The organism is Paractinoplanes aksuensis (genome assembly GCF_024137025.1).
Taxonomy (GTDB): domain Bacteria; phylum Actinomycetota; class Actinomycetes; order Mycobacteriales; family Micromonosporaceae; genus Actinoplanes; species Actinoplanes aksuensis.
Genome location: NZ_JAMYJR010000047.1, coordinates 1 through 20062 on the forward strand (window position 1 = coordinate 1; position 20062 = coordinate 20062).

The 20062-nt window shown below is 71.4% G+C and carries 16 protein-coding genes; 8 read left to right on the forward strand and 8 right to left on the reverse strand.

The genetic code is table 11. From position 1 onward, the window contains the following. Together M1L60_RS38375 and M1L60_RS38380 are read right to left on the reverse strand one after the other, a co-directional pair. The coding region (locus M1L60_RS38375; RefSeq protein ID WP_253242490.1) for a hypothetical protein at window positions 1-1390 on the reverse strand (1390 nt) is incomplete at its 3' end. 71 nt (window positions 1391-1461) lie between these two features. Next, window positions 1462-2349 carry a hypothetical protein gene (locus M1L60_RS38380; RefSeq protein WP_253242491.1) on the reverse strand — a complete coding sequence of 296 codons (888 nt, stop codon included), beginning with the start codon at window positions 2347-2349 and terminating at the stop codon, window positions 1462-1464. Between the two features lie 401 nt (window positions 2350-2750). Between M1L60_RS38380 and M1L60_RS38385 the strand changes: the two genes are divergently transcribed. After that, window positions 2751-2927 (forward strand): hypothetical protein, encoded by a 177-nt coding sequence (locus tag M1L60_RS38385; RefSeq protein WP_253242492.1) that lies wholly within the window; start codon window positions 2751-2753, stop codon window positions 2925-2927. A gap of 94 nt (window positions 2928-3021) precedes the next feature. Here M1L60_RS38385 and clpB read toward each other — a convergent pair whose 3' ends face one another. Next, on the reverse strand, window positions 3022-5610 hold the full coding sequence (gene clpB / locus M1L60_RS38390; RefSeq protein WP_253242493.1) for an ATP-dependent chaperone ClpB: 2589 nt from the start codon (window positions 5608-5610) through the stop codon (window positions 3022-3024). 142 nt (window positions 5611-5752) lie between these two features. Here clpB and M1L60_RS38395 point away from each other — a divergent pair, with 142 nt between their 5' ends. From M1L60_RS38395 to M1L60_RS38410, 4 genes are all read left to right on the forward strand, one after another. Then, window positions 5753-6982, forward strand: a complete 1230-nt coding sequence (locus M1L60_RS38395) for a sugar efflux transporter (protein ID WP_253242494.1) — start codon at window positions 5753-5755, stop codon at window positions 6980-6982. Window positions 6983-7004: 22 nt separating this feature from the next. Further along, window positions 7005-7502 (forward strand): cation:proton antiporter regulatory subunit, encoded by a 498-nt coding sequence (locus tag M1L60_RS38400; RefSeq protein WP_253242495.1) that lies wholly within the window; start codon window positions 7005-7007, stop codon window positions 7500-7502. After that, the gene (locus tag M1L60_RS38405) at window positions 7502-8710 is read left to right on the forward strand and encodes a cation:proton antiporter (RefSeq protein ID WP_253242496.1); all 1209 of its coding nucleotides are present in this window, start codon (window positions 7502-7504) and stop codon (window positions 8708-8710) included. The genes M1L60_RS38400 and M1L60_RS38405 overlap by 1 nt, the downstream gene beginning before the upstream one ends. Before the next feature lie 127 nt (window positions 8711-8837). Next, the gene (locus tag M1L60_RS38410; protein ID WP_253242497.1) at window positions 8838-9287 is read left to right on the forward strand and encodes a hypothetical protein; all 450 of its coding nucleotides are present in this window, start codon (window positions 8838-8840) and stop codon (window positions 9285-9287) included. Window positions 9288-9315: 28 nt separating this feature from the next. Here M1L60_RS38410 and M1L60_RS38415 read toward each other — a convergent pair whose 3' ends face one another. The 4 genes from M1L60_RS38415 to dnaK form a co-directional block, all read right to left on the reverse strand. After that, the gene (locus M1L60_RS38415) at window positions 9316-9750 is read right to left on the reverse strand and encodes a heat shock protein transcriptional repressor HspR (protein WP_253242498.1); all 435 of its coding nucleotides are present in this window, start codon (window positions 9748-9750) and stop codon (window positions 9316-9318) included. A gap of 19 nt (window positions 9751-9769) precedes the next feature. Further along, window positions 9770-10969 (reverse strand): molecular chaperone DnaJ, encoded by a 1200-nt coding sequence (gene dnaJ, locus M1L60_RS38420; RefSeq protein WP_253242499.1) that lies wholly within the window; start codon window positions 10967-10969, stop codon window positions 9770-9772. Window positions 10970-11036: 67 nt separating this feature from the next. Next, window positions 11037-11690 (reverse strand): nucleotide exchange factor GrpE, encoded by a 654-nt coding sequence (grpE, locus tag M1L60_RS38425; RefSeq protein WP_253242500.1) that lies wholly within the window; start codon window positions 11688-11690, stop codon window positions 11037-11039. Next, window positions 11687-13582, reverse strand: a complete 1896-nt coding sequence (gene dnaK / locus M1L60_RS38430) for a molecular chaperone DnaK (protein ID WP_253242501.1) — start codon at window positions 13580-13582, stop codon at window positions 11687-11689. The genes grpE and dnaK overlap by 4 nt, the downstream gene beginning before the upstream one ends. Window positions 13583-14174: 592 nt before the next feature. On the opposite strand from dnaK, the gene M1L60_RS38435 reads away from it, so the two are divergent. The 3 genes from M1L60_RS38435 to M1L60_RS38445 are packed head-to-tail and all read left to right on the forward strand — an operon-like array spanning window position 14175 to window position 18752. Beyond that, complete coding sequence (locus M1L60_RS38435) at window positions 14175-15812, forward strand: GTPase domain-containing protein (RefSeq protein ID WP_253242556.1); 1638 nt, start codon at window positions 14175-14177, stop codon at window positions 15810-15812. 26 nt (window positions 15813-15838) lie between these two features. Further along, on the forward strand, window positions 15839-17503 hold the full coding sequence (locus M1L60_RS38440; protein ID WP_253242557.1) for a GTPase: 1665 nt from the start codon (window positions 15839-15841) through the stop codon (window positions 17501-17503). Window positions 17504-17540: 37 nt separating this feature from the next. Further along, complete coding sequence (locus M1L60_RS38445) at window positions 17541-18752, forward strand: hypothetical protein (protein WP_253242502.1); 1212 nt, start codon at window positions 17541-17543, stop codon at window positions 18750-18752. Here M1L60_RS38445 and M1L60_RS38450 read toward each other — a convergent pair whose 3' ends face one another. After that, a complete protein-coding gene (locus tag M1L60_RS38450) occupies window positions 18753-20042 on the reverse strand; it encodes a hypothetical protein (RefSeq protein WP_253242562.1) in 1290 nt (429 codons plus the stop codon). Window positions 20043-20062: the final 20 nt, after the last annotated feature.

The following is a 20062-nucleotide window of genomic DNA, read 5'->3' on the forward strand; positions in this document are numbered from 1 at the left end:
GAACCGGAGGCTGCGTGTCCCCAGAGTGAGGCAACTGCTGCTCACCTCGGGTTTGGGGCACCTGCTGCTCGGCCCAGACCTGCCGCGGCTGCTCCTCACTGGGTTGAACCGGAGGCTGCGTGTCCCCAGAGTGAGGCAACTGCTGCTCACCTCGGGTTTGGGGCACCTGCTGCTCGGCCCAGGTCTGGGGTGGCTGCGGTGTGGCGGGCGCTGTCTGGTCCGGGATTGCGGGTGGCGACGCCGGGGTCGGGAACTGGCTTGACGACGGCTGCTGGTCGACCGCGGATGGCTGCTCCGGAGTGGGGCGTGCGTATGGAGAGTGCGGGTCGGCCGGCGGGTATGAGGGCTGGGTCGGTGGTGGGGTGGTGAAGGCGGCGTCCGGTGCGTGGTCGGCGGGTCGGGCGTAAGGCGAGTGGTCCGGGTGGGTGGCCGGCTGGGTCCCGTGGCCGGGGGCTGGTTGGGCCGCGGGGCCGTAGCCGGGGGCTGGTTGGGCCGTGGGGCCATAGCCGGGGGCCTGCTGGTAAGCACCGCCGGGATATCCGCCCGGCTGACCCCCGTACGCCGGATAGCTTCCCGGCGCCGGGTAGCCCGTCGGCTGGCTTCCGGCCAGAGCCTCCGGAGAGGCGTAGCCCGCCGGCTGACCCCCCGGGGCGGCGTAGCCTCCCGGCTGACTTCCGGCGAGAGCCTCCGGGGAGGCGTAGCCCGGCAACTGGCCGGGGTAGGCCGCCGACGGATGACCCGCGTTGGCGGGAACGCCATAACCGGGATACGCGGCGCCGTAAGCCGGCTGCGGAGCCGAGGGGGCGGCCGGGCGCCGGAAGAAGGTGCGCGGCGCCGTCAGAATCAGGATGCCGACCAGGGCGTAGCCGAGGATCTGGGCGACCGAGAGCCCGGCGTTGGCCCCGATCCAGCCGTCGGGGTAGGCGTCGCTCAGTTGCGCGCCCAGCGACCACGGCGCCGAGTCACCGCTGCGCTGGCCGGCCAGCGTCAGCACCGCCGCGATGCCGCTGAGGATGCCCAGCACGCTGACGACCAGGGTGGCGATCCGAGCCGCGTTGCTGCCGCGGCGCAATGACAGCCCGACCACGACGAACAGGGCGAAGGCGATCACCGCCACGGCCAGCGCGATGGCCGCGCCGAGCCAGACCACAGCGACGTAGTACTCCGGGTCGCTCTCGCCCGTGAACCGGCCGACGGCCGGCGCGCCGGTCACGTCGCGGAAGCGGTTGACCGTGCCGGGCACGATGGCCACCGTCGCGATGGCATAGATCAGGCCGACGCCGGCCATAAGCCACAGCAGGGCGGCGGCGAACGTCACCGCGGGCGGCCGGCCCGCCGGCGACACCGGCGGCGCGGTGGTGATCGGCGGCGGCTGGACTGGGTACGACATCGACGACTCCCCGCGGTGATCCGTTGCGCCGAACCTACCCGGGTGCGGCGCGGAGCGGGGCGCGAACCCCGTCAGGCCGGATCGGTCGGCGGCTTCGGCGGCTGGTCATCGTGGGTCGTGGGCGGCGCGAACGGATCTGACGCCGGCGGGAAGGAGGAAGTGGGCGGCGGCGTCTGTCCGGGGTAGGACGGCAGCCCCGGAGCCGGCTGCCCGGGCTGCCCCTGCTGCCCGGGGTGCGAGGGCCCGGACGAAGGCTGACCGGGGTACGAGGGCCCGGACGTGGGCTGACCGGGGTACGAGGGCCCAGACGAAGGCTGACCAGGGTACGAGGGCCCGGACGTGGGCTGACCGGGGAAAGGCTGCCCGGGGTAGGGCGGCTGGGCCGGGTAGGAGGGCCCGTAGCCGGCACCACCCGGGTACTGCGGATACGGCACCGAGGGATCCCACGCCGCCGCGGCCGGCTTGCGGAAGAACTCGTTGGCCGCCGGCAGGGCGAGCAGGATGACCGTGCCCAGGATGGCCAGCAGCGCGAGCACCGACAGCGTCGTGTTGGACGCCGAGTACCACGACGGCAGCGCATCCTCGATCCGCCGCTGCACCTCGGCCTCGGACGGCCCGCCACCGGCCGTGCCGGTGCCCATCGAGCCGGCCAGCGCCGTACTGCCGAGGCTGGCCCCGAAGCAGCAGAGCGAGATGCCGCCGATGACCCAGGTGACGATGCGGGCCGGATTTTTGCCCCGGCTGTCGAAGATCGCCAGCACGGCGAACCCGACGCCGATCAGCAGGTTGATCACCGCCCCGCCGATGAAGACGATGCCGATGATCGACTCGGCGCCCTCAGCCTCGGTGCCGGCGTAGACGTCCCGGGTCGCCTCGGTGAGCCGCCCGGAGATCGCGATGGTGGTCACCGCGTTGATCACCTGGATGGCCGCCACCACGTAGAGCAGATAGACCGCCACGGTGACGACCGTCGGACGCGGCCGCGCCGCGGATGCCGGAAAACCTGGAACGGTCACAATGCCCCCAAATCTTGATCCATTCACGGTATCGGTCGGCCGCCAACTGCGCGACCGAGCCGCGGAGGCGCGCAAACTGTGGCAACATCGGCCGACGATGACCGAAATATCCGTAAATAGGTCGCTCGTTCAGGGGGCGACACGGGTAGACCGCGATCCCTACACTTCGTCCGTGGCCTCGACGCGGCAGCACCAGCTTCCCGCGATGCCCCCTGCCCGCACGAGTCGCCCGCCCCGCGTGAATACCGCCAGGGCCGAGGCAGACCGTAGCCGGGCCGGCCCATTACGCCGGCCGCGTGACCACACCGCGGCGGCCCCAATCCTGTTAAGGACCGGTGAGTCCCATGCCCCATGCCGACACCCTGACCGTCGTTCACCATGACGACACGAAGACCCGCTTCCGAGACGTCCGCTATCAGCTCCACCGCGACGGCATCCGCATCTGGTCCGCCGAGGGCGAGCAGGTCGTCACCGACGTCTTGATGACGCAGGCCTACCGGCAGAGGCCGGCCACAAATTAATCCACACAACTGAAGACGCGAGGGGCCCCGGGCTTGATCGAAAGATCAAACCCGGGGCCTTTTCCCGTACGGGGTCAGAAGCGCGACACCAAGGTCAGCCGCGGGTGACCCGCAGCCCGTCCTTGACGTCGCCCAGGTCGACCAGCACCGTGTCGCCGTCCTGGATCTCCCCGGCCAGCAGCGCCTTGGCCAGCGCGTCACCGATCGTCGACTGCACCAGTCGCCGCAGCGGCCGGGCGCCGTAGATCGGGTCGTACCCATGCTCGCCCAGCCAGTCGACAGCGGTCGAGCTCACCTCGAGGGTGAGCCGGCGGTCGGCGAGCCGGGTGCGCAGCCGCCCGAGCTGGATGTCGACGATCGCGGCCAGGTCGTTCCGGGTCAGCGCGTGGAAGACCACGATGTCGTCGAGCCGGTTGAGGAACTCGGGCTTGAAGTGCCCGCGCACCACGGCCAGCACCTCGTCGCGCCGTTCCTCGTCGCCCATCGTGATGTCGGCCGTCTGTGAGCCCAGGTTCGACGTGAGCACCAGGATCGCGTTGCGGAAGTCGACCGTGCGGCCCTGCCCGTCGGTCAGCCGGCCGTCGTCGAGCACCTGCAGCAGCACGTCGAAGACGTCGGGGTGGGCCTTCTCGACCTCGTCGAGCAGCACCACGCTGTAGGGCCGGCGCCGCACCGCCTCGGTGAGCTGCCCACCCTCCTCGTAGCCGACGTACCCGGGCGGGGCCCCGACCAGCCGGGCCACCGAGTGCTTCTCGCCGTACTCGCTCATGTCGATCCGGACCATCGCCCGCTCGTCGTCGAACAGGAACCCGGCCAGGGCCTTGGCCAGCTCGGTCTTGCCGACACCGGTCGGGCCCAGGAACAGGAAGCTGCCGGTGGGGCGATCGGGGTCGGCGATGCCGGCCCGGGCCCGCCGCACGGCGCTGGCCACCGCGGCCACCGCCTCGGCCTGGCCGACCACCTTGCCGCGCAGCGATTCCTCCATGCGCAGCAGCTTGGTCGTCTCGCCCTCCATCATCCGGCCGGCCGGGATGCCGGTCCACGACGAGATGACCTCGGCGATGTCGTCCGCGCCGACCTCTTCCTTGACCATGGGCGGCTCCTCGGAGGTCTCCTCGTCGGCCGCCGCCGCGCTGGCCAGCTCGGACTCGAGGGCCGGGATCTCCTGGTACTGCAGGCGGGACGCCGTCTCCCAGTCCGCCTCGCGCTGGGCCCGCTCGAGCGCGGCCTTGATCTCGTCGAGCTGCTTCTTGAGCTCGCCGACGCGGTTGAGGCCACCGCGCTCGCGCTCCCAGCGGGCGTTCATCATGCCGAGCTCGCGGTCGCGGTCGATCAGGTCGCGGTTGAGTCGGTCGAGCCGGGCCACCGACGCGGGGTCGGTCTCTTTCTCGAGGGCCAGCTTCTCGACCCGCATGCGGTCGACCTGCCGCTGCAGCTGGTCGAGCTCGACCGGCCGGGAGTCGATCTCCATGCGGAGGCGGGAGGCGGCCTCGTCGATCAGGTCGATCGCCTTGTCGGGCAGGAACCGGTCGCTGATGTAGCGGTCGGACAGCGAGGCCGCGGCGACCAGGGCGGCGTCGGTGATCTGGACCCGGTGGTGGGCCTCGTAACGCCCCTTGAGCCCGCGCAGGATGCCGATCGTGTCCTCGACCGTGGGCTCGCCGACCACGACCGGCTGGAAGCGCCGCTCGAGGGCCGGGTCTTTCTCGATGTGCTCGCGGTATTCGTCGAGCGTGGTCGCGCCGACCATGCGCAGCTCGCCGCGGGCCAGCATCGGCTTGAGCATGTTGCCGGCATCCATCGAGCCCTCGCCCTTGCCCGCACCGACCACGGTGTGCAGCTCGTCGAGGAACGTGACGACCTGGCCGTTGGAGTTGCGGATCTCTTCGAGGACGCTCTTGAGCCTCTCCTCGAACTGGCCGCGGTACTGCGCGCCGGCCACCATCGCGCCGAGGTCGAGCGACACCAGCTTCTTGTCGCGCAGGGTCTCGGGCACGTCGCCGGCCACGATCCGCTGGGCCAGGCCCTCGACGATCGCCGTCTTGCCGACGCCGGGCTCGCCGATGAGGACCGGGTTGTTCTTGGTACGACGGGAGAGCACCTGGACGACCCGGCGGATCTCGGCATCGCGGCCGATGACGGGGTCGATCTTGCCGTCGCGAGCCAGCGCGGTCAGGTCGACGCTGTATTTCTCGAGCGCCTTGTACGTCTGTTCCGGGTCGGCGTTGGTGACCCGGCGCTCGCCCCCGCGCACCTGCGGGAACGCGGCGACCAGGGCCTCCTCGGTGGCGCCGACGTCCTTGAGGGCCCGCCCCACGGCCCCGCCGACCCGGGCCAGACCGGCCAGCAGGTGCTCGGTCGAGATGTACTCGTCGCCCAGCGGCTGGGCGATCAGCTCGGCCTCGCCGATCGCGTTGACGAACTCGCGCGACAGGCTGGGCTCGGCCGTGCTCGCCCCGCGGGCCGAGGGAATCTGCTCGACGGCCCGCAGCGCGACCCGGCGTACGTCGGCGGGGTTGGCCCCCACCGCCCGCAGCAGGGCCGGCGCCGTTGAGCCGCCGGTGTCCAGCAAAGCCAGCAACATGTGCCACGGCTCGACGGTGGCGTGCCCCCGGCGCCCGGCGTCGGCGACCGCCCCCGTGATCACATCGCGGCTCTTGGTGGTCAAACGTTCGGCGTTCATGCGCTCCCCTGATCGAACTCCACCGAGACTTGAGCGTACTCAACTCAACTCTATGCCGGGGGCGCTACCGCGACAACGTCAGGTCGTGATGGTCGACACGGACCCGCGGAAGAGCACGGGACGGCCCGTAACGTAGGGAATCATGGCCGTTCCACCGACGGCGTCCGGCACGATGTCGCGACGTCTGCTCCCGCTTGCCCTGATCTTCATCGCCGTCGGGATCGGTACCTCATTCGTCGGGCCGTTCCTGGCCCTGTTCCTCAGCGACGGCGTGCACGCCGGCCCGCTCAAGACCACGATCTTCCTGCTCGTCGCGCCGCTCTCCGGCGTCGTGGTGTCGTGGCTGGTCGGGCGTCTCTCCGACCGTCGTCCGATCCGCCGCCCACTGCTGCTGTCGGCCGCGCTGGCCAGCATGGCCGGGGCCGTGCTGACCTCGTTCGTCCGCGACTACTGGGTGCTGCTCGCGGTCACCGTAACCCTGACTTCGCTGGCCGGCGCGCTGTTCCCGCAGAGCTTCGCGTACGCCCGGCAGGTGCTCCAGCAGGGCGACCCGCGCCGGGCCGCAATGGGTATCAGCACGCTTCGCATGCTCTTCTCGGTCGCCTGGGTCGCCGGGCCACCGCTGGCCGCGCTGCTGCTGGCCGCGCGCGGCTTCGCCTACACGTACGGCCTGGTCGCGATCATGTACGGCCTGGCCGCCCTGATCGTCTACCGCTGGCTGCCCGAGGTCAGCGCCCCGGCCGGTCACGCCGAGCACGAGACCGAGAACGTCCCCGAGGCCCCCCGATCGACGATCTTTCTGCTGGTCGCGGGCTTCACCGTCGTGCAGACCGCGATGACCCTGGGCGTGCAGGCGATGCCGCTGTTCGTCAGCACCGACCTGGGCGGCTCGGTCAGCGGGGCCGGCCTGATCCTGGGCTTGTGCGCGGCGCTCGAGATCCCGTTGCTGCTCGGCTTCGGCGCGCTCGGCACCCGGTGGCCGCTGCGCCGGCTCATCCTCATCGGCGTGGTGTTCGGCATCGCGTACCAGGCCGTGGCGGTCGGCGCGGGCACGGTGTGGGTGCTGGCCGCGGCCCAGGTCCTCAACGCCACCTTCATCGCGGCCGTCGGCGGCCTGAGCATCACCTACATGCAAGACCTGATGCCCGGCCACCACGGACGGGCCACGACGCTGATCACCAACACCTTCCCGATCGGCCAGATCCTGGCCGCGCCCGCGTTCGGCCTGGCCCAGCACTTCGACTACCGGCTCGCGTACGCCGTGAATCTGGCCCTGTGCGTGCTGGGCCTCGGCCTGATCCTGGCCGCCCGGCGCGCCCGGCAGGTCGTCCCGGAAGAGCGGCGGGAGGCCATGCTGACCGGAACCGCCTGACCACTGGGCTACCGTGGTGATCGTGCGTGTACGGGTGGAACAGACTCCGTTGCCGGGAATCGGTGTCCGGCATGACCTGGTGACGTCCTCGGGGCGTACGGTCGGCGTGGTCTCGCACCGCAATGGTCGCCGTGACCTGGTGCTTTACGACATCGACGACCCGGATTCGTGCCTGGCCTCGATCCCGCTGACCGACGACGAGGCCGAGGCCCTGGCCGACGTGCTCGGCGCCTCGCTCATGCTGGGTCAGCTGGCCGGGCTCCGGCAGCAGGCGTCCGGGCTGCTTACCGAGCAGATCGCGCTGCCCGCCGGTTCGCCCTTCGTGCGGCGCAAGCTGGGTGACACCCGCACCCGTACGCGCACCGGCGCCTCGATCGTGGCCGTGATGCGCGACCGTGAGGTCGTCGCCTCGCCCGGCCCCGACTTCGTCTTCGAGGCGAACGACGTGGTGGTCGCGGTCGGCACCCGCCAGGGCCTGGACGGCGTGACCGCCATCCTGGCCGGCGACACCGACGACTGATGCACGAAACAACGATCCTCCTCATCGAGGTCGGCGCTCTACTTTTCGCACTCGGCATGCTCGGCCGCCTCGGCCGGCGCTTCGGGCTGTCGCCGATCCCGCTCTATCTGCTGGCCGGTCTGGCCTTCGGGCACGGCGGGTTCGTGCCGCTGTCGGCCAGCGAGGAGTTCATCGAGATCGGCGCCTCCATCGGCGTCATCCTGCTGCTGGTCATGCTCGGTCTCGAGTACTCGGCGGGCGAACTGGTCGGCAACCTGCGCGCGGCTGCCCCGGCCGGGCTGCTCGACGCGGTCTTCAACGCGCTGCCCGGGGCCGCGTTCGCGCTGCTGATGGGCTGGGACTGGCAGGCCGCGCTGGTACTGGCCGGCATCACCTGGGTCTCGTCCTCGGGCGTGATCGCCAAGGTGCTGGGCGACCTGGGCCGGCTCGGTAACCGCGAGACCCCGGTGATCCTCTCGGTGCTGGTCATCGAGGACCTGGCCATGGCCTTCTACCTGCCGCTGGTCACTGCCGTGCTGGCCGGGGTGGGCCTGATCGGCGGCCTCAAGTCGCTGGGCGTGGCGGTGGTAACAGTGATCGCCGTGCTGGTCGTGGCGATCCGATACGGCCGCCAGATCAGCGCCCTGATCTCGGCCAAGGACGCCGAGGCGCTGCTGCTCGGTGTCTTCGGCCTGACGCTGTTCGTGGCCGGCGTGGCCGAGGAGCTCAACGTGTCGGCCGCGGTCGGCGCGTTCTTGGTCGGCATCGCGATCTCGGGTCCGGTGGCGCACCACGCGACCCAGATGCTGTCCCCGCTGCGCGACCTGTTCGCCGCGGTCTTCTTCGTCTTCTTCGGGCTGTCGACCGACCCCGCCGACATGCCGCCGGTGTTGCTGCCGGCCCTGGGGCTGGCCGTGGTCACGATGCTGACCAAGGTGGCGACCGGCTATTTCGCGGCCAAGCGGGTGGGCATCGCCGTTCCCGGCCGGTTGCGGGCCGGGCTGGCCCTCATGCCACGGGGCGAGTTCTCCATCGTCATCGCCGGGCTGGCCGTCGCCTCGGGGGTCGAGCCTGGGCTGGCCCCGCTGGCCACGGCGTACGTGTTGATCACGGTCGTCACCGGCCCCTTGCTGGCCCGGCTGCCGGATTACGACTGGTTCAAGGCCTTCATCCGGCGCTGGAAGCCGCCGCTCCGACCCCCGGTGCAGCCCCTCGCCGCCGAGGACTGACGTTAAGGCTGCTTAAAGCTACTGACTGGTATCCGATTGTGAGGTCTTGACACTTTCGCAGGACTAGGTCGGCGCGCTAGTTTCCCTTGCGACAACTACGTGTTATCGGACTTTCTCGGGCGGCGACGTGACAGTGCGTGAGTCGACTTTTTTCGGGTTCGCCAATCCGGTCGATCCTCGGCCGGAAGAACTCCAGGCGTGGGCCTACCATCCAGAGGCGGTGCCGCTCAGCAGCATGCCTCCCGACTGGGACCTTTTGATCTCCGGCGATGTCCTGGCGCCGACGCTGTTCGAGCTGGCGATGGACCGTCAGTGTCCAGCTCGCCGTTTCGCCCAGCACTGCCTGCACATCTATGCGGCTGACGGCGTCCGGCAGAACGCGTCCAGCCAGCGCAAACGCCGGCTCAAGAAGTTCGTGGAACGGGCCGAGGAGGTCGGCGACGAGCCGATGTCGATCTGGGCCCACAACTGCCGCGTGCTGATGAGCCGCCCGGAGATCTTCGACTACTCCGACTGGATCGAGGGCGGCCTCGTCCGCCATCCCCGGCGCCTGGGGCTGTTCAACAACCGCAGATGAAAAAGGCCCCGGTCGGGGCCTTTTTCCTTTACCGGCCGGGTGCTCGCCGGGGGCGCCACACGACCAGAGCGGTCGAGGGGCGTTCCTGGCGAACCAGATCACCACGGTTGTAGGGGTTCTCGAGCTGGGCCAGCCGGGCGTACGCGTCGGAGAGCTCGTGCTCGAGCTCACGCACCCGCTCCTGCAGGTCACCCACCAGCTGTTCGAGTCCGATGATGCGCTTGATCCCGGCCAGGTTGACGCCTTCCTCCTGGCTGAGCTTCTGCACCTCACGCAGCAGTGCGACGTCCCGCTCGCTGTAGCGGCGCCCGCCACCACCGGCCCGGCCGGGCTGCACGAGCCCGAGCCGGTCGTACTGGCGGAGCGTCTGCGGGTGCATCCCGGCCAGGCGAGCCGCAACCGAGATGATCAGGACCTTCGCGTCGGAGGACTGCTCGACCGAGATGCTGATCTCTTCATGCATGATCCACCTCCTCGCCGATCTAGATGTTCCGGCGCACCCGAGCCTCGAGCCGCTCCCGCCCGGCGGGCGGGGTCAGCTTGGCGAACGTCTCCAGCGCGTCCCGGGCCTCCCCCGTGACGCCACCCGGAATCTGCACGTCGACCGTGACGATCAGGTCCCCGGGTGGTCCGTCCTTGCGTGTCACTCCCTTGCCGCGCGCCCGCAGCTTGCGGCCGCTCGGCGTGCCCGGCGGCACCCGCAGGGTGACCGGGCCGTCCAGCGTCGGCACCCGCAGATCGGTGCCGAGCACCGCCTCGGCGATGGTGACCGGCACGACCAGGGTCAGATCGTCCCCGGTACGCCCGAACACCTCGTCCGGCCGGACGCCGACCTGCACGAACAGGTCGCCCGCGGGGCCGCCGCGGTCGCCCGGCTCGCCCCGGCCGCTGAGCCGGATGCGCTGACCGTCGGCCACGCCGGCCGGGAACCGGACGTTGATCGTGCGGTTCTTGGTGACCCCGCCCGTGCCCCGGCACTCGGTGCACTTCTGGTCGACGATCGTGCCCGCGCCCTGGCAGTCGCGGCAGGGCTCGGAGAAGCTGAACGACCCCTGGTTGCGCGAGATCAGACCGGTGCCCTGGCACTGCGGGCAGGTGCGCGGCGACGTGCCGGGCTTGGCCCCGCTGCCGTGGCAGGTCTCGCACTCGCCCGCCGAACGCAGCGTCAACGGCAGCGTCGTGCCCTTGACCGCCTGCGCGAACTCGAGCGTCACCTCGGTCTCGACATCCCGGCCGCGGCGAGGACCGCCCCGGCGTGCGGCGCCGCCACCAGGGCCGCCGCCCGAAAATATCGAGCTGAATATGTCGGAGAACCCGGCGCCCCCGAAGCGGCGGTCGCCGGCCGCACCACCGGCCGCGCCGGCCCCGCTGAACCCGCCGAACAGGTCGGACGGGTCGAACTGGGTGCCGCCGCCGGGACGGGCGCCCCGGCGGAACGCGCCCGAGCCGAACAGGGAGCGCATCTCGTCGTACTCTTTGCGCTTCTTGTCGTCCGAGAGCACGTCGTACGCCTCGGAGGCGGCCTTGAACTTCTCCTCCGCCTCCTTGTTCCCGGGGTTACGGTCCGGGTGCAGGTCCCGGGCGAGCTTCCGGTAGGCCTTCTTGATCTCGTCGGTCGGAGCGGACTTGGGCACGCCGAGAACGGCATAGAAGTCCTTTTCGAGCCAGTCCTTCGAGCTCATCCCGCCTCCCCTCCCCTGCGGTAGGTCCCGCCTGCCGCGTTGCGGCAGGCGGGACGAACGTGTGAGATCACTCCGGGTCGGCCACCGCGACCAGCGCCGGTCGCAGAAGCCGCTCGCCCAGCGTGTAACCGCGGCGCATGACCTCGACGCAGGTCGGCTCCGTGACGTCCGCGGACGTCAGGTGAGCGACCGCCTCGTGGCGGTTGGGGTCGAACGGGTCGCCCTTCTCGCCGAAGGCCACGAGCCCGAGTTTGCCGGTCACCGTGTTCAGCGACTCGGCCACCGAGGCGAACGGACCGGCCAGGTCGCCGTGCTCGCGCGCCCGGTCAATGTCGTCGAGCACCGGCAGCAGCGAGGTGAGCACCGTGCCGGTGGTCAGCTCGGCCGCCGCCCCGCGGTCGCGGTCGACCCGCTTGCGGTAGTTGGCGTACTCGGCGGTCACCCGCTGCAGGTCGTGGGTCCGCTCGTCGAGCTCGGTCCGCAACGCCTCCAGTTCAGCGCCCAGTGCGGGCTTCTCCTCGGGCTGGTCAGCGGGCTTCGACTCCTCTTCTTCCACTTTCGGAGCCTCCTCCTCGGGCTCAGCCGCGCGGTGCGCGCCGACCGAGGCCTTGCCCTTGGCCGTGGGGGCCTTGGGCTCGACCTTGGTGTCGATCTTGCGGCGGTCCCGGATGACGACCCGCTCGGTCGCCTGACCGTCGTTCTCGTCGTCCGCGGCGGTCACTTCTTGTCGTCCTCCACGATCTCGGCGTCGACGACGTCGTCAGCGCCACCCGCGGCCGGGCCCGAGTTCGGGGTGCTGGTGCTGCCCGGGCCGGCCGCACCCGGGGCGCCGGGGGCGTCGTCGGGGCCGGGGCCGCCGGCGGCCGCCTGCGCGGACTCGCCCTGCGAGTACAGCTGGGAACCGGCCTCCTGCGAGACCTGCGACAGCCGCTCGTGGGCCGACTTGATCTTCTCGATGTCGGTGCCACCGAGCGCGCCGCGCAGCTCGCCCAGCGCCTCGCCGATCTTGTTCTTGCTGTCCTCGGGCAGTTTGTCGCCGCTCTCGGCCAGGAACTTCTCGGTCTGCCACTGCAGCTGCTCGGCCAGGTTGCGGGTCTCCGCGTCGTCGCGGCGCTTCTTGTCCTCGTCGGCGTGGTCCTGAGCGTCGCGCATCATGCGCTCGATGTCGTCCTTCGGCAGCGCGGAGCCGCCGGTGATCGTCATCTTCTGCTCCTTGCCCGTGCCCAGGTCTTTCGCGGACACATGCACGATGCCGTTGGCGTCGATGTCGAACGAGACCTCGATCTGCGGGACGCCGCGGGGCGCCGGGGCGATGCCGCTGAGCTCGAAGGTGCCGAGCTTCTTGTTGTACGCGGCCATCTCCCGCTCGCCCTGGAAGACCTGGATCAGCACGGAGGGCTGGTTGTCTTCCGCGGTCGTGTAGACCTCGGAGCGGTGGGCCGGGATGGTCGTGTTCCGCTCGACCAGCTTGTGCATGATGCCGCCCTTGGTCTCGATGCCCAGCGAGAGCGGGGTGACATCGAGCAGCAGGACGTCCTTGACCTCGCCCTTGAGCACGCCGGCCTGCAGGGCGGCGCCGACGGCGACGACCTCGTCCGGGTTGACGCCCTTGTTGGGCTCCTTGCCGGTGATGCTCTTGACCAGGTCGGCCACGGCCGGCATGCGGGTCGAGCCACCGACCAGGATGATGTGGTCGACGTCGGCCAGCTTGACGTCGGCGTCCTTGATCGCGGACTCGAACGGGCCCTTGCAGCGGTCGAGCAGGTCCTGCGTCATGCGCTGGAACTCGGCGCGCGACAGCGACATGTCGAGGTGCAGCGGGCCGTCGGGGCCGGCCGTGATGTAGGGCAGGTTGATGCTGGTCGTCGTGGCGGCCGAGAGCTCGATCTTGGCCTTCTCGGCGGCCTCGCGCAGACGCTGCAGGGCCATCTTGTCGTTGCCGAGGTCGATGCCGTGCTCGCCGCGGAAGGTCTTGACCAGGTGGTCGATGACCCGCTGGTCCCAGTCGTCGCCGCCGAGGTGGTTGTCACCGGAGGTCGACTTGACCTCGATGACGCCGTCGCCGAGCTCGAGCAGCGACACGTCGAAGGTGCCACCGCCGAGGTCGAAGACCAGAACGGTCTGCTCCTTGGTGCCCTTGTCGAGCCCGTAGGCCAGAGCGGCCGCGGTGGGCTCGTTGACGATCCGCAGGACGTTGAGGCCGGCGATCTCGCCCGCCTCCTTCGTGGCCTGCCGCTGCGCGTCGTTGAAGTAGGCCGGGACGGTGATGACCGCGTCCGTGACCGTCTCGCCGAGGTAGGCCTCGGAGTCGCGCTTGAGCTTCATCAGCACCCGCGCCGAGATCTCCTGCGGGGTGTACTTCTTGCCGTCGATGTCGATCGACCAGTTCGTGCCGACCTCACGCTTGACCGACCGGATGGTGCGGTCGGGGTTGGTCACGGCCTGGCGCTTGGCGACCTCACCGACGAGCACCTCACCGTTGCGGGCGAAGGCGACGATGGACGGGGTCGTCCGGGAGCCCTCCGCGTTGGCGATGACGGTGGGCTCGCCTCCTTCCAGAACGCTGACGCAGGAGTTCGTGGTGCCGAGGTCGATACCGACCGCACGTGCCATGGTTGTTTCCTCGCTTCGGGGTTGCTCAGAAAAGGTTGAGTGCAACGGACTCAATGATGCCACGGGCGCGCACATCGTCAAGTCGAAGTTGAGTCACCCGGACGCAACTACGGGTTGTTCACCGCAGCGCCAGCAGTTCGGTAGATACCTGTCCGGTCACGGCATACCGGCCGCTGTTGTCCTGCATGCATAGATCGGGCACTCTTTAGCCGTGACGACGCACGGTGACGCGGTCGGTCCGTCGGCCCTGTCCGCCGCACCCGCCGCCACGCGAGAACCCGAGCAGGTTTCCCCCGACGGCTCTGCGGGCAAGAAAGAGCAGGTCAGCTCGACGACCGCCGATGCGGCGGACCCCACTGATCGTACGGAAACCGCCGTGCCCCGTCAGCCACATCCGGAACCCGATCCCGGGGAGTCCGCGCCCGAGAAACGGCCCGCCGATCTGGGCGAGGCCGACGCCCGCACGACCACCCCGCCGGCCACTCCGTCGACCGCGCTCGAGGTGGCCCGGCCCACCACGGGTGTCGACCGGCTGGCCGACGTGCTGGGGAAACTGCGGACGGCTATCGGCGAGACGGCGTACCCGTTGGTCATGCCCTCGGCCCAAGAGGCCCAGCGCATCGGCTCGGCCCTGGTCACCCAGCTCGACGACTACCTGGTGCCGCGCCTGGCCCGGCTCGACGCCCCGCTGCTGGTGGTCGTCGGCGGCTCCACCGGCGCCGGCAAGTCGACGCTGGTCAACAGCCTGGTACGGGCGCCCGTGAGCACGGCCGGCGTGCTGCGCCCGACCACCCGCTCGCCGGTGCTGGTCAGCAACCCGGCCGACCTGCCCTGGTTCCAGCAGGGGCAGCTGCTGCCCGGCCTGGTCCGCACCCGCGAGCCCAGCAACGAGGCCACCGCGCTCCAGGTCGTCTCGGCCCCGGCCCTCGGCGCCGGCCTGGCTTTCCTCGACGCGCCCGACATCGACTCGGTGGTCGACCGCAACCGCAAGCTCGCGGCCCAGCTGCTGGCCGCGGCCGACCTGTGGCTCTTCGTCACCACCGCCGCCCGCTACGCCGACGCGGTGCCGTGGGAGCTGCTGACCACGGCCCGGCTGCGGGGCACGGTCATCGCGCTGGTGCTCGACCGGGTGCCGCCCGAGGCCGCGGCCGAGATCGCCACCCACCTGCAGGACATGCTGAACGTGCGCGACCTGGGCGGCGCGCCGCTGTTCGTGCTGCCCGAGACCAGGCTCGACGGCCAGGGGCTGATCGGTGAGGACGTGATCGGCCCGCTGCACGACTGGTTCGGCCGGCTCGCCGCCGACAGCAACGCCCGCTCGGCCGTGGTGCGGCAGACGCTCGACGGCGCGATCGCGTCGCTGGGCCCGGCCGTGGCCGGTCTCGCCGACGCCGCCGACGAGCAGGCCCGCGCGGCCAAGGCGCTGGGCGACCGGGTCACCGCGGCCTACCGCACCGGGCGTCAGACGATGGCCGACGGCCTGCGCGACGGCCGCCTGCTGCGGGGCGAGGTGCTGGCCCGGTGGCAAGAGTTCGTCGGCACCGGCGAGTTCCTCAAGACGCTCGAGAACAAGGTCGGCCAGTTGCGCGACCGATTCGTCTCGGCCCTCACCGGCCGCCCGCTGCCCGGCCGCAACCTGCAGGCGGCGCTCGAGTCGCAGCTGGTCACCCTGCTGCGGGGCATCGCGGCCGACGCGGCCGAGCAGGCGTACGCGGCCTGGCAGGCCCACCCGGCCGGGGCCGCCCTGCTCGAACCCGGGCTCCAGCGCCCGGCCGACGACCTGCCCCAGCGGGCCGACCGCCTGGTCCGCGACTGGCAGCAGTGGGTGCTCGGCCTGGTGCGGGCCGAGGGCGCGGAGAAGCGGGTCGTGGCCCGGGGCGCGGCCTACGCGGTCAACGGGGCCGGCCTGGCCGTGATGATCGCCGTCTTCACCTCGACCGCATTCATCCCGACCGGGCTCGAGGTCGCCGCGGGCGCCGGCAGTGCCGTGGCCGCCCAGAAGGTGCTCGAGGCGATCTTCGGCGACCAGGCCATCCGGACGCTGGCCACCCAGGCCCGTGAAGACCTGCTGCTGCGTACGGGCAAGTTGTTCGACGAAGAGGCGGCCCGCTTCACCGACCGGCTCGCCGCCGTCGGCCTCGACGAGGAACCGGGGACCCGGCTGCGGGAAGCCGCCGCGGCCGTGGAGACTGCCCGTACCGAACTCGCGTTGACGGGAAGCACGACGTGAGCCTGATCGAAAAGGTGCGCGAGGCGATGGCGGGCGACGACCGGGTGGACGCCGAACGGCTGGTGGTGCGGCTCGAGGCCCTGAGCCGGTTCCTGCGCCTGGTCGACCCGCACCTGCCCGACAGCAATCTGGTCGCCGCCCACACGCTGGTCGAACGGGCCGGCAACCGGCTCTCGCTGTCACGCGACCACACCGTCGTCGCGCTCGCGGGCAGCACCGGCAGCGGCAAGTCCAGCCTGTTCAACGCCCTGGCCCGGCTCAAGCTGTCGCCGGTCGGGGTGCGCCGGCCGACGACCGGGGTGGCCCACGCCTGCGTCTGGGGCCCGCTCGAACCGGCCAACCGGCTGCTCGACTGGGTCGGCGTGCTGCCGCGCCACCGCTTCATGCGCGAGAGCGCGCTCGACGGCGACGACGAGGCCGCCATGCGCGGGCTCGTGCTGCTCGACCTGCCCGACTTCGACTCGGTCGAACGCGGCCACCGGCTCGAGGTCGACCGCCTGCTGGGCCTGGTCGACCTGATCGTCTGGGTGGTCGACCCGCAGAAGTACGGCGACCGGATCCTGCACCAGGCCTATCTGTCGCAGTTCCGCTCGCACGCCGCGGTCACCGTCGTGGTGCTGAACCAGGCCGACCGGCTGTCCACGCAAGACACCGAACTCGTCCTGGAAGACCTGAAGCGGCTGCTCGGCGAGGACGGCCTGGCCGAGGCGCCGGTGCTGGCCACCTCGGCCAAGCAGCCCGGCATGCTCAACGAGCTGCGCGGCTCGCTCGAGACCACGGTGGCCGAGCGGCAGGCCGCGCTGCGCCGGGTCGCCGGTGACCTCGACGCGGTCAGCGAACCGCTGACCGCCATGATCGGGCCGCCCGCGGCCGAGGACGAGGTCGACCGGGCCACGGTGCGCCAGCTGACCGACGCGCTGGCCGCCTCGGCCGGGGTCGGCGCCGTCGCCGACGCGTCGGCCGCCGCCTACCGCCACCGCGCCGCGGCCGCCACCGGCTGGCCGCTCACCCGCGGCCTGCGCCGGCTGCGCCCCGACCCGCTGCGCCGTCTGCACCTCGACACCGAACCGGCCGAGGCCAAGACGGCCGAGACCGCCGCCGTCTCGAAAGAGATCGTGCCGCGCACCTCGCTGCCCGAGGCCGACGCGGCCCAGAGGTCGGCCGTCGGCCTGGCCGTCCGCGCGGTGTCCAGCCGGGCCGCGGCGCCGCTGCCCGAAGTGTGGAAGCCCGCGCTGGCCGACGCCGCCCGCTCCCGGTCGGCCGACCTGCCCGACGCGCTCGACCGCGCGATCGGCACCACCGAGCTGGGCCTGCGGAAGGCGCCGCTCTGGTGGCGGGCCGTCGGCGCGCTGCACTGGCTCTTCCTCGCGGCCGCCGTGTTCGGGCTGGGCTGGCTGGCCGCCGGTTACGTGATCCGCGTGCTCGGACTGCCCGAGTTGGACGATCCGCAGGTCGGCGTCGTCCCGATGCCTACAGTTCTGCTGGTGGGCGGCTTGCTGCTGGGCGTCCTGCTGTGGCTGATCATGCGGCCGGCCGTGGAGTGGGGCGCACGCCGCGCCCGCAAACGGGCCGAGCAGCGCCTGCGCGTCTCGGTGACCGAGGTCGGGCGCGAATATGTGGTGGCCCCGGTGCGTGAGGTGCTGAATGCGTACGCACAGGCGCGTGAAGCTTTGACCACCGTGCGTTCGTAGTAGTCCCAGCACGGACCGTGGCGGGTAGGCTCGCGACATGCCCGCACCTCAGACTCCGTACGAGGCGGTCCTGCACGCGGCCCGCGACGTGGCGAAGCTCGGCTGCGCGCTGGATGCCGAGATGCTGGGCACCGCCCTGCTCGGCAGCGTCTATTCCGTGGCGCAAGACGACCGCGGCGCCGCCCTGCGCACCTTCGTCGGCGACTTCCTGGCCGCCACCACCCGTCGGCGCTCGGCCTCGGCCACCACGATCCGCGAGGTCTTCGCGGCGCTCGTGCCTGACGCCGACGGTGCGACCGAGGTGCGGCCGGGTTCGCAGGCGCCACCGTGGACGGCTCAGCTCGGCCGGGTCCGGCCCACCGGTTACTACGCGTACGGCGATGTCTACGGCGACCAGACGTCCTATCTGGTCACCTTCGCCTACGACGACGCCGACGAGGGTGGCCCCGAGCACGCGGTCGTCGCGCTCATCGACCACAACATCGGCATCGCCAAAGACGTGTTCGTCGGCGGTTCGGCCGAGCGGATCCTCGACCAGGTCCGCCAGATGTGCGCCGACGACGAGCTGACCTGGTTCCGGGCCGAAGACCCGGGCCGCCTGCGGGGCGAGATCGACCGCCACCTCGAGATCACCGACAGCCTGACCGACCTGCCGTCCGAGGGCTCGCTGGCCACCGACCGGGCCCTGGCCGGCGCGCGGCTGGCCCTGCTGCCCGCGGCGACCACCCCGCCGCTGAGCGAGCCGGCCGAGGCCGGCCACACCGACCTGGTGCGCGACTTCCTGGCCGCGCCCGAGGCGGCCCGGTTCGGGCTCGACAAGGTTCACGCCGACGACGAGCTGGCGTCACTGCACTTCTGCCTCAGCCTGATCCTCGACCACGCGGCGAGCCTGCCCGACCCCGAGCCGTTGCGGTGGAGCCCGGCCGTGGCCGGCCTGTTCCTGCTCGACTGGGTCCACCGCCGGGCCGTGCTCGACATGGACGACGCGGCGATGCTGCCCCGGGTCACCCGGGCCTGGTCGGCCTACGCGCTGCGCCGGCGCAACCTGCCCGAGTCGGCCGCCGAGCAGACCGACACGGTGGTCGAAGAGATGATCCCCGAGTTCGCCCGGCTCTACGCGACCGGTGAGAAGCGCAGCGCCGCCACGGCGGCGGTGGCCCAGCTGATCAGCGAGGGCGTCGACCCCAACGACGCCGACGCCATCGACGCCTGGCTCGACGCCAACCGCAACCGCCTCGAAGGCAGCTGATCACCAGCGGCCGCTGAGGTCCTCGCTGTGGTCGGCGTGATGCCGGCCGACCCGCGAGCTGCGCTGCTGGTCCGGCGTCTGGTCGTCGGCGTGGTGCATGCTGCCGGCGCGGTGACTGCCCTGGTAAGAGCGGTTCTGGTTCTCGTCCGAGCGCGCCTCGGGGAGCACGCGATGAGCGTGGCTGCCCCGGTTGGCGTAGCTGCGGTCGAGGATGGCGGTCGGTCGGATGTTGTGGGGACGTTCGGCCACAGCTGACCTCCGGCTGTGTTCGGACCGGTCGCGGGACGACCGGTGACGGCTGTGCTTGCTCTCCTCGCACCGGCGCTGCGGCCGGTCGGGGCGTTGGTGGGCCGGCTCGGCACCGTCCGGCTCGTCGTCCTGATCGTCATCACGCGACCAGTCGTCTTGATCGTCATCGCGCGACCGGTCGCCGTGATCGGAGTCGTCCGGCTCGTCGTCGTGATCAGAGTTGCCGTGATCAGAGTTGCCGGGTTGCTCGGTGTAGTCGGTGTCGTCCGGCACTTCGGGCAGATCGGGCACCGACGGGCGGCGGCCCTGGACGGGCGGCGGCTTTTCGTGATCGATCGGCTCGTCCGGAACCACAGGCAGACCGGGCAGTGCCGGGCGCCCCGGGTCGGCGGGTTTGGCCGGATGCGCGGGCTTGGCGGGTTTGGCCCGATGCGCGGGCAGACCAGGTCGAGCCGGCTTCGGGGTCCAGCGGGCGGGCGCGTCGCGCGGGCCACGGTCATCGCCGTCCCGGCCGGCCCGTGAAGTTCCAGACCCATGGCGTACGCCGTCGGCCTTCGAAGTTCCAGACCCTTGGCGTACGCCGTCCCGGTCGGCCTTTGAAGTTCCGGGCCTACGGCGTACGTCGTCCCGAGCCCCGCCCCCGGCCGGCGTCACCGGCTCCCGTCTCCCGGCCTGGCCGATCAACCGACCGGCCCGTACCGCCGCATCGGCGCTCTGCGAAGCGCCCCGGGCCGATCCGTTTCCCCCGTCCGGGTCCGCGGCGGGCGACGACGGCGACGGCGGGACCTGCCGCACCGGCCCGGACGAGGGCGGCGGCAGGAACGGAATGTCCATAGTGTCCGTACGCCCGCCCGAAAGCTCTCGGGAACCGGCCGTGATCGCGGCCAGGGTCGGCATCGAGGCCAGCCCCACCAGCATCGCCACGATCAACACGTACCGTCGCGTGGGCCCGTTGAACCCGGAGTCGGCCCGATAGACCCCGTTGAGCCGCTTGCGCATCACCTTCATCGGCGGCACGAGGTCTTCGCGATCGTCCGGCACGTCCGGGCTCCCCAGCGTCA